Genomic DNA, 15,105 nt, shown 5'->3' with positions numbered 1-15,105 from the left:
ACATGTTTCCCTTTATCTATCACACACATATCTTATTTTGACCAAGACTATATTGTAAATGAGGTGACAACATGCCCATTACGAATCGATTTTCTACCACCACTAACGGCGCACTCGCTATTACAGGAAATACTTTAGGCTTAAGTAAAATTAGTAATCAAAACCGTGCTGGTACAATCGGGGCAATTGGTGCATTCGTAACTACGAATACTGCTTTACAAGTACCTACTTTTCCTGCTGGTACAACGTTAAACTATACACAAAATAGTTCTACCGCTATTTTAAATATCCCTGCTGGTAGTACGATTCTTTACGCAGAACTCGTTTGGGGTGGAAACTATTTATCTCGTGATCAAAACATTACGAATGTATTAGGAAATCCAGTTTCTTTTACAACACCTGTTTCAACATACTCGATTACTCCTTCAGCTATTACAGCTTCAAATCAAACATTCGTTTCAAACTCTATTACATTTGGCTTTTACACTCGTTCAGCAGACGTAACAACTCTTATTCAAGCTGGAGGCTCTGGTTCCTATACTACGGGGGCTGTCCCTGGACTTGTAGATCCTATTGATGCTTCTAATGGAACAATTAATTCGGCTGGATGGACACTTATCGTCGCTTATCAAAACGGGACATTACCTGCAAGAAACTTAACAATTTACGTAGCTGGTAACCGCGTTTCTGCTGATACTGGTAGTGCAGATGTAGCTGTTTCAGGATTTTTAACACCTGCAGGAGGACCAGTAAGCGGGAGATTATTTTTAAGTTCTACTGAAGGAGATGCAGATTTAACAGGGGATCAAGCATTATTTGGACCAAATTTCAGTTCATTAAATGCTTTATCTGGGCCAAATAATGCTGTAAATAATTTCTTCGGTTCTCAAATTAATAATGCCGCAGGGAACTTAGATACAACGGGGACATTTGGAACGCGAAATCAAAGCGCTTCTACAGGCACAAACATCTCCGCTGGAAGACAGGGCTGGGACATTACTTCCATTGATATTTCTCCTTATTTAACAAATTCTCAAGTGTCCGCCGCAATCCGTTTAACAACTAACGGAGACGCGTATATGTTGAATACAGTCGGTTTACAAATCAACATAAATTCACCTAACATACAAGCAACGAAAAGCGTGAATAAAAGTGTTGCAGCAATTGGAGACGTTCTCACTTATACAGTTACTATCCCTAACACCGGGCTTCTTCCGGCCAATAACGTTATTTTTACAGACATTCTCCCTAACGGTACTTCCTTTATACCTGGCACTGTAACAATTGATAATGTCCCGCAAACAAACGCAAATCCGGCCGCTGGTATATCTCTTGGAACAATTAATAATGGTGCTTCTCGTACAGTAACTTTCCAAGCTACTGTCGTTTCTCTTCCAAGTCAAAACCCTATCTCTAACACTGCTAATATTACATTTCAATATACACCAATTGCTGGAGGAACGACTTTTAACGGTCTTGCAACAAGTAACTCTGCTGGAACACAAATTAACCTCGCAGATATTAATGGTACAAAATCAGTTAACAAACTTTTTACCGATATTGGTGAAACGTTAACATACAGTATTTCCTTAGCTAATATAGGAAATATCGCCGCAACGAACGTTATATATACGGATCCGATTCCTAGCGGGACTACTTTCATTCCAGGAAGTGTAACTGTTAACGGAGTTACTCAAGCAGGAGCGAATCCCGCTACCGGTATATCAATTGGATCGATTGCCGCAAATTCCACTACTACTATTTCATTTCAAGTATTCGTTCCGTCTATCCCTCAAACAAACCCAATATTAAATAGTGGTACAACAACATATCAATACATTCCTGTACCAAATCAGCCGGCAGTAAGCGGAACTGATACGACCAATATCGTATCTACTCAAGTGAATAACGCTACTGTAACTATGGCAAAAGCAGTGGATAAAAATTTTGCAGATATTGGTGATACACTAACGTACACCGTTTCCTTTACAGGTACAGGTAATACGAATGCGAACAATGTTATTTTTACAGATGTCATTCCTACAGGAACAACTTTTGTCCTAAACAGTTTAACAATAGATGGCACGACACAAGTTGGAGCAAATCCGGCTAACGGTGTGAATATAGGATCCATCCCAACTGGTACAACCAAAAATGTTTCATTTCAAGTAGTAGTAAGTGCAATACCCGCATCAAATGTCGTACCTAACGGATCAAGCGCTTCTTATCAGTACACCGTCAACCCTAGCCAATCACCCGTTACAAAAAATATTTCCTCTAATCTTGTTTCCACTCAAATTAACAATGCGAATGTAACATTAACAAAATCAACAAACAAACAATTTGCTACAATTGGCGAAACGATAAGTTATACAATCCTTATTACAAACAGTGGAAATACGGCGGCTAATAACGTTCAACTAACAGATCCACTTCCAAATGGAACGATTTTAACATTAGGTTCTGTAACGCTCAATGGCGTTTTACAAAATGTAGATTCTCTCGTTGCTTTACCTATCGGCACAATTCCTGGCGGTGCTACTTTCACCTTATCCTTCCAAGTAACAGTCATTAACATTACTGCACAAAACCCTATCATTAATAATGCTTTCGCCTCTTATATTTACACTGTAAATCCAAGCCTACCACCAACTTCAAAAACAGCAAATTCTAATTCTGTTACATCAACAATTAGACTAGCAAACCTTCATGCTAATAAATCTGTAAGTCAAACGTTTGCGGAAGTTGGAGATGTATTAACTTATACCTTTTCTCTTACAAACGATGGAAATGTTGCCGCGAATAATGTATTACTATCCGATTCAATTGCGAATGGTACTGCCTTTGTACCGAACAGTGTTATAGTTAACGGTGTTTCTCAACCGGGCGCAACACCAGCTAGCATCAATATTGGTAGCATCAATGCTAATGCTACAATTACAGCTTCATTCCAAGTATTAATAACTAGCATTCCAAACCCAAATCCTATTTCAAATAGTGCCTCCATTTCCTATAACTTTATCGTTGATCCAAACGCTTCACCTGTAAGTAAAAATACAACTTCAACTACTACATTTACTCAAGTAAACGATGCAAATGTCATTTCTGCAAAAACAGTAGATCGAGAGTTTGCTACCGTAGGGGATATATTAACTTATACCGTTATTTTGACAAATGCAGGAAGTGTTTCTGCTGATAGTCTAACTTTCGTAGACACAAATCCAGATGGCACTACCTTTATTCCAAACACTTTCCTTATTAACGGTGTACTCCAAAATAACGCAGATCCAAATATAGGCGTTCCGTTACCTGGCATTCCTGCTAACGGCTCACTTACCGTCTCTTATCAAGTAACTGTCACCTCTTTACCAACACAAAATCCAACAGTAAATTCATCTAGTACACAATATAGCTTTATTCTAAATTCGGGCGATCCACCAACTATAGAAACATCTTTAAGCAATGCTGTAAGTACACAAATTAATTTAGCAAATGTAATTATTTTCAAAGATGTAGACTTAACTATCGCAGATGTTGGGCAACCAATCACATATACAATTGCCTTAGCTAACCCTGGAAATACTCCAGCAAATAATGTAGTTGTTACCGATATACTTCCTACTGGTACGACTCTCGTACCAAATAGTATTTTTATAGGTGGTGCTTTACAGTTAGGTGCGGATCCAAGCGTTGGTCTTCAAGTTGGTACTATTCCAGCAGGTGGTATTACAACAATTGTCTTCCAAATTAGTGCAAATAGTTTACCTTTACCAAATCCAGTTCAAAACAGCGCTGCACTTCAATATAGCTTTATCGCCGATCCAAATTTACCTGCTGTTGTGAGAAACGCTACTAGTAATATAGTAACTACACAAATTAATACTGCTAATATTGTTGCTACGAAGCTAACAAGCACAAATTTCGCTGATGTTGGTGATGTCATATTATATGCAACTATTTTAACGAATAACGGAAATATCCCTGCTTCTAATGTAACATTTACAGATATCATTCCAGCAGGTACCCTCTTCATCCCTAATACTGTGACGATTAACAATGTCCCTATAGCCAATGCAAATCCTGCTAACGGCATTTTTATCGGTACGATAGGTGCGAATGCATCACGTATCGTTTCATTTCAGATTTTCGTACCAAGTATCCCTGCTGTAAATCCGATTACAAATCAATCAGGCACTACATTCCAATATACGTACGATCCATCCAAACCAGCTGTAATGCAGATGGTTGCTTCTAACACGGTACAGACAACTATTAATAACGCCTCAATTGCCGCTACTAAATCTGCAGATAAACAATTTGCTAACGTAAATGATATTATTACGTACACGACTACTTTAACGAATAGCGGGAACACACTTGCATCAAATATCGTATTTACAGATGCCATTCCAAGTGGGACGTCATTTATTCCAAATAGTGTAACAGTAAATGGTACGACACTCCCTAATGTAAGTCCAGCAAGCGGAATTGCAATTGATCCAATAAACCCGAATACAAATACAATCATCTCGTTCCAAGTGCAAGTAAATACCATCCCGAATCCGAATCCAATCCCGAATCAAAGTAATACAGCGTACCAATATGTCGTAAATCCTAGCTTACCTCCAGCATCCGCCAATGCGGTAAGTAACGTAATAACAACTCAAATTAATAACGCTACAATCGTCGCTACTAAATCAGTGAATACACCGACAGCTGCAATTGGAGATATCGTAACCTATACGATTGCAATGGCAAATACGGGGAATATCCCTGCTAGTGCAACCGTTTTAACAGACGGACTTGGACCAGGTGCATCCTTCATCCCAAATTCTGTTACGATAAATAACGTATCCCAACCTGGATTAGATCCTTCATTAGGTATTCATTTAGACGATATTTCACCAGGAGGAACTACTTTTATTACATTCCAAGTAAAAATTCTTGAGATTCCTCCTAGCGGTACTTTAACGAATAACGCCCTTGTAAATTATGAATATACAGTGAATCCAAACCAAACACCTGCTGTTGGAAGTACTGTAACAAACACGACTGCTACCCCAATTGTTGACGCTACTTTAGTTTTAATTAAAAATGCGAGTACAAATTTCGCTACGATTGGTGATACGATTACATTCACTTCATTTGTTACAAACACAGGAAATACTACTGCGAACAACATTGTTTTTACAGATACAATTCCAAACGGTACTGCCTTTGTCCCAAATAGCTTTAAAATAAACGGCGTAACTATCCCGAATGCAAATCCACAAAACGGTATCAATATTGGTAACTTGAATTCAAATGCATCGATTACACTCAGTTTTCAAGTAAACATTACAACGCTTCCAAACCCTAATCCAATTCCGAACAAATCATCGCTTCAATATAGTTTTATTGTTGATATAAATGAACCACCTGTTTCACGAACAGTTCAATCTAATAAAACTTTTACACAAGTAAATACAGCTTCCGTTATCGCAACAAAAACTGCAAGCAGTGCATTTGCTGCTGTCGGAGATACAATTACGTATACAACTACTCTCACTAATAGCGGAAATACTACCGCAAACACACCTATTTTTATCGATATATTACCACCTGAACTTTCATTCGCTCCTGATAGCATACAAATTAATACCGTCCCACAACTTGGATTTAGGCCAGATAACGGGGTTCCTTTAGACTCAATTCCAGTTGGAGGAACGACAACAATTAGCTTTCAAGCTATCGTTGGCTCAATTCCAGCTACAAATCCAACATTGAACCAATCTAGCACAACATACTCTATCATTGTGGATCCTACCCAGCCGCCGGTGACAGAAACAGCTACAAGTAATCCAACTTTAGTTCAAATTAACGAAGCGATTATTCAAGCAACGAAAAGTGTGGATCGAATATTTTCTGACGTAGCACCTGGAAATTCATTTTTAACGTACACTGTTTTATTGAAAAATATAGGTAATTCAACTGCTGCGAATATCATTTTTACAGATCCAATTCCGAATAATACAGTCTTTATAGAAGATAGCGTTCGAGTAGGTGGCGTTTTATTACCTGGAGTAAATCCAGCAAACGGGATACCAATTGGGGATATTATCGCAGAGGATTTTATAAACGTCACCTTCCGCGTGCAAGTAGTTAGCATTCCAAATCCAATTTTCACAATTGGACCTGGGGGACCAAACTCACCGGTTGTAAACGGGGCTTCCATTGATTATCAATTTATGACAGAACCCAATTTACCACTCGTTTCAAGAAATACGACATCCAATCCTGTTTCGACACAAATAAATTCCGGGGAAATTGCACTTGTTAAATCTGTAGATAAAACTTTCGCAACGATCGGAGATACAATCTCTTATACAATTACATTAAGTAACCCTGGAAATGTCACTTCACAAAATATTATCTTCACGGATATTTTGCCTGATGGAACGACATTTATATCTGGCACTCTTACAAATGACTCTGGTACACAGCAAATTGGAAATCCAGCTAGCGGGATTCAGATTGAAAACATAAATCCAAGCGGAACGGCCATTATTACTCTCAACGTACTTGTTACAAACATTCCAAGTATAAATCCAATTTCTAATTTTAGTTCGGTACAATTTGCACATGTGATTGATCCTAGCCAACCTGCCGTATCACAAACGAATGTATCTAATACGGTTTCGACAACTATTAACAGTGCGATATTAACAACCCAAAAAAGTGTGGATAAATCTATTATTTCCGTCGGGGATACACTTACGTATACAACAACTATTACAAATACAGGAAATACACCAGCTACAAATATAACTTTTACAAGTGCAATTCCTCCTAGTACTACTTTTATACCAGATTCCGTCACAATAAATGGCATCCAACAGCTTGGTGCACAGCCAGCACTCGGAGTAAATATACCAAATATCGCGCCTGGTGAAACAGTAACTGTTACCTTCCAAGTAAATGTTATTTCTGTTCCCCCTTCAAGTTCAATTATGGGTAACGATACAATTTTATATTCTTATACTGTTGATCCAAACGGAACTCCTGCTACTACTTCTACTTCAACGAATATTGTCACAAACCCAGTATTAGATGCTATGATAACGATGATTAAATCAGTCGATCAAACACTTGTAACGCTAGGTGATACCATTACCTATACGACCATTTTAACGAATAACGGAAATACAAATGCAACGAATATTACTTTCACTGACCTTATACCAGATGGTACAACGTTTATTACTGATAGCGTTACAATAGATGGCATCACGCAAATTGGTCTTAATCCTAATACAGGTATTACGATTGGAGCAATTGCTCCTAGCAGCTCAATATCTATAGCATTTCAAGTGACCGCTACTTCTACACCAGTTCAAAATCCTATTGCAAATTCCGCTACTGCTTCGTACACATTCATCGCTGATCCAAATGCACCAATTGTTTCAAGAAATGTTACTTCAAATACAACGTTTACTACAATTAATACAGCTACCATTCTTTCACTAAAACAAGTCGATAAGTCCTTTAGTCGTATTGGAGATACACTCACCTATACTGTCACTTTAACAAACAACGGAAACTCATCCGCACAAAATGTTATTTTCACAGATACAATACCGAGCGGAACTACATTTATTGCAAACACATTTTCTATTAATGGAATTCCTCAAAGTGGTGCGGATCCATCGAACGGTGTAAATATTGGTCCTATAACAGCCGGGACTACAGTAAATGTTTCCTTCCAAGTAAACGTAATCTCATTACCAACCGAAAACCCAATTGTAAATTTCTCATCGACATCGTATCAATTAGTCTCACCACCTGATGCGGAAACTTCAATTAGTAATCCTGTTTCAACGCAAATTAAAGAAGCCATATTATCCATGACGAAAAATGAAAGTGTATCCTTTGCAGATATCGGGCAAACTGCTTTTTATACCACTTCTATTTCGAATGTAGGCAATACGGATGCAACGAATATTGTATTCACAGATGTATTACCAAGTGGACTCACGTTTGTTCCTAACACATTAACTGTCGATGGTATTTTACAACCTGATGCAAACCCAAATACAGGTGTATTACTTGCAACACTTCCACCAAATGAAATATATAGTATTGTTTTTCAAGTTACAGTGAACAGTATTCCACCTAGTAATCCGACACCCAATACAGCATCTACTAATTATGAGTTTACTGTTGATCCAAATAATCCTCCTGTTTCAAGTACAGCTAATTCTAACACTACGCTTCTTCAAATAAACAACGCGACTATTATTAGTACAAAAACAGCGAATCTTACTTTTGCGGATATTGGTAATATAATAACGTTTACACTTAACCTTCCTAATACAGGGAATGTGGTTGCAACTGATGTAACGATTATCGATATTCTTGATAGCAATTTAAGTTTCGTTCCAAACAGTTTCACAGTTAATGGGCAAACCATTCCAAACGCTGATTTATCCACTGGTGTAAATATAGGCTCCATTAATGGTAGTAATGCGGCAATCGTCACATTCCAAGCAACTGTTACTACACTTCCAACACTCAATCCCATTTCTAATTCTGCTTCTACCACATATCATTACGTCGTTGACCCTAGCCAGCCATCTATTACAACTTCCAATCAATCTAATACAACGACAACACAAATTAATAGTGCTATCCTTACTGCACAAAAAAATTCAAATGTATCTACGGTAGATATCGGGCAGGATATTACCTACACCGTTACAATTACAAATAGCGGAAATGTTAGTGCAACGAATGTTATTTTTACCGACCTTATTCCAGACGGAACTTCCTTTGAACCGAATAGTTTTACACTTAACGGAACTAGCATCCCAAATGCGGATATAGTTACAGGCGTTCCAATTGGTGATATCGCGCCAAACGAATCTGCCGTTGTAGCATTTCATATTAATGCCAATGAAATTCCGCCTATAAATCCTATTACCAATCAAGCTAGCGTTAGCTTTCAACATATCGTTAATCCAGCCAATCCTCCAGTTTCAAAAAACATTACTTCCAATAGTGTTACAACAAAAATTGAAAGTGCTATTTTAAACACTATGAAAATAGGAGATAAAGCATTTGCAACGATTGGTGATACGATTACGTATACAACGACTATTACGAACACAGGAAATATTCCAGCTAACAACGTTGTTTTCTCAGACCCTTTACCGACATGGACACAATTTGTTGCAGGATCCGTTGTTGTTGATGGCACTCCATTACCATCTGCTTCCATTATTGACGGTGTTGGTATAAATACAATCAATCCAAATCAAACTGTAACAATCATATTCCAAGTGCAAATCGTAAGCAATCCAACAACGTTCACACCTGAACTCCAAAACTTAGGGTTTGTTAACTTCCAATATAACGTAGGCAATGCATTACAGGCTCAGCCTGGCAACGTGGAAACGAACGTCTTCGTTACTTCTATTAACTCAGCAATACTTTCAGCTGTAAAAACTGCTAGTACAGCCTTTGCGAATATCGGAGAAACGATCACTTATACGGTTTTGATTCAAAATAGCGGCAATACAAACGCTACGAATCTAAACTTCTCAGACCTGATTCCAGCAGGAACGATCTTTGTTGAAAATAGTTTTGCTGTAAATGGCAGTATCATTCCAGGGGCAAATCCAAATAATGGAGTTAATATCGGAACCGTTAGCGCGAGTAGTTCCTTAACTGTTACTTTCCAAGTCATAGTTACATCTACTCCACCTTCAAACCCAATTACAAACGTAGCATCTATTCAATACGCATTTATTGTTGACCCGGCAGCCCCTCCTGTTACAGGCACAATAAATTCTAATAGCGCTTCAACACAAATTAATAACGCTACTGTTACAACGGTTTTAGAAGCAAATCGAACAATCGTATCTATCGGAGATGTAATTACGTATACAGCAACATTAACAAACACTGGAAACTTTCCTGCAAATTCTGTATTACTCATTAATGGGATTCCTGAAGGGGCATTATTTGTTCCAAATAGTGTTACGCTTAACGGGATTTCACTCCCAGATGCAAGTCCAACACTCGGTATTCCAGTTGGTATTATCGCACCAGGTAATTCTGCTACTATTACGTTCCAATTTCTTGCAACTTCTATTCCACCTCAAGGGGCAATCATAAATCAAGCCATTACAAGTTACACGTATATCGTCGATCCGAGTCAACCTCCAGTTACAGCAACATCCTCATCTAATACGGTGACTACAGCTGTCGTTGATGCATCGTTATCTGCAATTAAAAATACAGATTCTCTCGTACAATCTACTGACGGTACAATCACTTACACAGTAGTCGTTCAAAATAACGGAAATACAACTGCAAATACAGTTACTTTAACAGATTTAGTCCCAGAAGGAACTGCATTTATCCAGAATAGCGTGACCATTAATAACATCTCAGTTCCAGGTGCCGATCCAAACGTAGGAATACCATTAAACTCCATCGCACCGTCAGAAATCGTCACCGTCACATTCCAAGTTATCGTCCAATCCATTCCAAGCGTGAATCCAATTTCTAATACAGCCCGTATTGACTATACTTTTATCTCTGATCCGACCGCTCCTATCATCTCTCGAACAATTACGTCTAATCCAGCTTTCACACAAATTTCGGACGCGACTGTTCTTTCTTTAAAAGCAGTCAATGCACAACAAGCAACAACAGGTGATATTTTGACTTATACGATAACACTAGAAAATACCGGAAATATTCCAACTACTAATCTCATATTTTCGGATACTATCCTCCAAGGGACTACATTCGTAGAAAATAGTTTTACACTTAACGGAACAGCTATACTTGGTGCAAATCCAAATGTAGGTGTTACTTTGCCTAACCTAGCAGCAAACGCTACTCACCCTATTTCGTTCCAAATTCTTATTAATGATTCATTCTCGCAAGAATCAATTACAAATCAATCCAATACAACGTATACAATTCAACCAGATCCAGGGCAACCGCCTATTACTGAAACATCTACAAGTAATATCGTCATTACAAATTTCGTGCAAGCACAATTGACAATTACAAAAACATCCAATCCAACAACTGTAGATATTGGTGGAACTATACTTTATATTTCTGAAGTGAAAAACATCGGTAATGTTGATGCAATAAATATTATTTTCACAGATTCTATTCCAGCTGGGACTACATTCGTTCCCGATAGTGTCACAATTAACGGTGTCCTGCAGCCAGGTGTAAATCCAGAAAACGGAATACCGATTGGAACAATTCCAGCAAACAGTTCCAAAACGATACTATTTCAAGTGCAAACAAATAATCCACCTACTGAAACTGAAATTGTAAATCAATCTTCAGCAACTTACCAATATGTAAGTATTCCTACAGCTCCACCGGTGAATCGCTCTGCAAATTCTAACGTTGTTACAACATCACTTCAAAATGCAAATATTATTTCTGTCAAAAGCGCGGATGTAACTTTCGTAGCAATTGGGCAAACTATTACCTACACAAATACACTACAAAACATAGGAACCGTTCCAGCTAACAATACCGTGTTCATTGATAACATTCCAGAAGGTACTATATTCGTCGAAGATAGCTTATCAATAAATAATGTGATTCAGCCTGGAGCAAATCCTGAAAACGGAGTAATTCTTGGCACGATACAACCAAATGAAACAGTCACTATTTCATTCCAAGTACAACTTACAAATATACCAGAGAACAATACAGTCATTAACATTTCAGACACTTCATATGAATACCAAATTGACCCTAGTTCTCCAATTATTCAGCGTAGATCGTTATCAAATGCAGTAAACACGGAAGTGCGGACGGCTAATGTTCGTGCAATTAAATCCACCAATAGATCCATTACACGCATCGGTCAAATCATCACATATACAGTCGCAGTTACAAACGCTGGTACAGTACCTATTACAAATACTCTCCTAATTGACGCGATTGCAGCTGGCACCACATTCGTTCCAAATAGCATCCTTGTAGATGGCATATCAAGGCCTAATGAAAATCCAATTACTGGAATCACCCTTAATATTATCCTTCCAAATAATACGATTATCGTTACATTCCAGGTAAATGTAGTCTCTACACCTTCTCAAAATAACATTAATAATATCGCCGTCATCCACTATGAGTATCAACCAGACCCAAGCTTACCACCAATTTCAGAAACGACCTCCTCCAATACTACAAATATACAATTTATTGATGCTATTCTTATCGCTACAAAATCCGCTAATACAGTATTAGCTAATATTGATGAAACCATTGAATATACAGTACTCATTCAAAATAACGGATCCACTACAACTAACTCCATCTTTTTTACAGATACTATAGAGGATGGAACAGTATTTATTCCAGAAAGTGTCATAGTTAACAATACTGTACTTCCTGCAGCAGACCCGAATATCGGCTTTTCCATTCCTAATATCGCATCAGGTCAAATGGCTACAATAACATTCCAAGTTTCCGTTACGAATTTACCAGCTGTAAATCCAACACCTAATACTGCAAACATCGTCTACGACTTTATTTTCAACCCTGACTTTGCACCAATTCAAAAATCTACTATTTCCAACACTACTTTCGTTCAAATTAATGATGCTGATATCGTTTCACTTAAAACTGTTGATTTGACTTCTGTAACGATTGGTGGCATTTTAACTTATACAACAACTTTAACGAATACAGGAAATACGGATGCTACTGCTGTTGTATTTACAGACAACATTCCTGATGGAACAACCTTTATAGACGGTAGCGTTTTAGTAAATAACATTCCACAGCTTAACGCCAATCCAAGTACCGGTATACTTGTGGGAACGATTGCTCCTAATATTTCTATCCCAGTCACATTTTCTGTTACAGTCGTAGCTCTTCCAGCTAGCGGCCATGTTCAAAATCAATCAACTTCTCGTTATACGATAAACGGGGAAGAACAAATATCGAATAGTAACATTACCTTCACTGAAGTTATTTCTGCTAATGTAATTGCGACAAAAACAACACCTATCCAATATGCTGACCTACAAACTATCATTCCTTATACAATTTCCATCATAAATAACGGAAATATACAAGTGGAAAACATTATCGTTACAGATATCATTCCAGCAAATACGAGCTTTATAGAGAATAGTGTTATTGTGAATGGCAACGCTCGTCCAAATGATAACCCACTTAACGGTATACAAATTGATAACATTCCGCCTAATACGACAGCCACTATTCTATTCCAAGTACGGGTTACTTCCATTCCGCAAACAAACCCAATCTCTAACACGAGTACAATTCAATATGAATACACAGTACCAGATCAACCACCTATTACCGAGACTATTATTTCATCAGCTGCCGTAACAGAAATTCATCACGCGAATTTAAATAGTAATAAAGCTGTTGACCTTGCATTTGCAACGGTCGGTGATACGTTAACGTATACGATTACCCTAAATCAAACTGGTAATGTTGCAGCAAATGATGTAGTTATTCAAGATATTATTCCTCAAGGTACTACGTTTATTGAAAATAGCGTCATTGTAAACGGAGAAACTCTTCCAGGAGTGAATCCAGTAAGCGGCATACCAATTGGCACTATAATGGTAGGTGGAAATGCTATCGTTTCATTCCAAGTAACTGTGACTTCTATTCCAACACCAAACGAACTAAACAACAACGCAATTACTACTTTTAACTATATAGTCAACCCAAATAACGTCCCTGTTACAAATACGACTACAACAAATACCGTCACAACTACTGTCCAAAATGATAATGTCATTGCCATAAAATCTGTTGATGTAACAAATGCCTTACCTGGTCAAACTTTAACGTATACAATTACGATTACGAATAGCGGTAATGTAACGATTGAAGACCTTCTTGCCAGAGACACCTTACCAATAGATACGACTTTTGTTGCTGGTAGTGTTACGATTAACGGAATCAATCAGCCTAATGAGAATCCTGAAAATGGTATTACATTAGGAAATCTTGCTCCTAATGAATCTGTTATTATTACGTTCCAAGTGACAATATCTTCTTCTACTCTTCAATCTACAATTAATAATAATGCTTCTGTTTCCTATACCGTTATCATTGATCCAACAAAACCACCTATTACAATTACAAAACAAACAAATACCGTTACAACGACAGTCATTGATCCGATGGTTCGCATTGAAAAAACAGCAGACAAATCTATCGCCGTTATAGGAGATATCATTACATTCACATTAGCGGTATTTAATCACTCCCCAATCCCGACAATCAGTACTTCTGTTATAGACGGTATTCCAGCTGGTACAACATTTATAGAAAACAGCGTAACAATTAACGGTGCTCCGGTTCAAAATGTTCGTCCAGACACTGGTATTAATATTGGTTCTTTATCTGCAGATGCAGTAGCAACTATAACATTTCAAGTTCTCGTAACTTCTATTCCTTCTAACAGTACAATTATAAATTCTGCAATAGTTACCGCTGCTTTTCAATTGACACCACAGGATCCAATTATTACTTTCATTGTTAATTCAAATATTGTTCGTATACCAGTTCAATTTGCAACTGCAACAGTCACGAAAAACGCTTCCGTCAGCTCAGCTTATTTAAATCAATATTTTGATTACACGGTGCGTATTACGAATACTTCCGAGATTTCACTTTCAAATATCTCGTTACAAGACACCATTCCAGCAGGTTTACAATTTATAAACGGCACTGTCTTCATTAATGGGGAACGCTCGCCATTAGCGAACCCGAATATCGGTTTCCTAGTCGCTACTAATTTGGAACCGAACGAAACAATTATCGTGTTATTCACAGTACAAGTGATAAGTCCACCTATTCATAATGAATTTAAAAACACAGCAAACGTTTCTTTACAACTTCAAATCTCGCCTACCGATCCACCAATTACAGTAACCGTTACAAGTAACGAAAACATCGTCACCTTTATTCCAGAAAATCCAGATGAAACACTACCAAATTTTAATTGCTTCTTTGACGGTGAACGTTTCATACGCATTACTCCTCGAAATATACGAAATTACTTTTGGACTTGGATTTGGTGGCGTTAAT

The 15,105-nt window shown here is 37.7% G+C and carries 1 protein-coding gene; it reads left to right on the top strand.

Translation table 11 applies throughout. The features are described 5' to 3' along the window. The first annotated feature begins 71 nt into the window (after nt 1-71). Nucleotides 72-15,104 carry a DUF11 domain-containing protein gene (locus MHB70_RS07045; protein ID WP_061530143.1) on the top strand — a complete coding sequence of 5,011 codons (15,033 nt, stop codon included), beginning with the start codon at nt 72-74 and terminating at the stop codon, nt 15,102-15,104. The last annotated feature ends 1 nt before the right edge of the window (nt 15,105 follow it).

It is taken from the genome of Bacillus sp. FSL M7-1020, assembly GCF_038050415.1.
GTDB classification, from domain to species: Bacteria; Bacillota; Bacilli; order Bacillales; family Bacillaceae_G; genus Bacillus_A; species Bacillus_A toyonensis.
Note: the sequence above shows the minus strand (reverse complement) of the source record. Positions and strands in the feature narration are given on the sequence as shown.